The sequence below is a fragment of the Streptomyces africanus genome (assembly GCF_002150735.1).
Classification (GTDB): Bacteria; Actinomycetota; Actinomycetes; order Streptomycetales; family Streptomycetaceae; genus Streptomyces; species Streptomyces africanus.
In genome coordinates, this window is the sequence record NZ_MUKA01000146.1 from 912 (window position 1) to 1,249 (window position 338).

The 338-nt window shown below is 68.3% G+C and carries 1 protein-coding gene; it reads right to left on the reverse strand.

What is annotated here, in order from left to right:
• Positions 1–120: 120 nt before the first annotated feature.
• On the reverse strand, positions 121–338 hold a 218-nt coding region (locus CCL05_RS19240), incomplete at its 5' end, for a trypsin-like serine protease (RefSeq protein WP_143589909.1).

The window sequence follows — 338 nt, forward strand, 5'->3', positions numbered from 1 at the left end:
GAGGCAGCCGCCCGTCCTCGTCCCCGCGAGTCCTCTGATTGCCCCTTGGGCACGCGGCACGTTTTCTTCACAGTCGCGTTCAGTCGAACGTGCACATGACCTTCACACCAGTGTCCGGCTTCAGGACCGTGCCCAGTGGAGCGTGCGCATGATGTCGGACACACGCATGTACACCCCGGGGCTGCCGGCGCGACCACAGCCGATCCCCCACGACACGAGCCCGATCAACCGCCCCTGGGCCACCAGCGGCCCCCCGCTGTCGCCCTGGCAGGCATCCCGGCCTCCCTTCGCTTCTCCGGCGCACAGCATGCTCCTGGCGTCGTAGACGCCGTCCACGT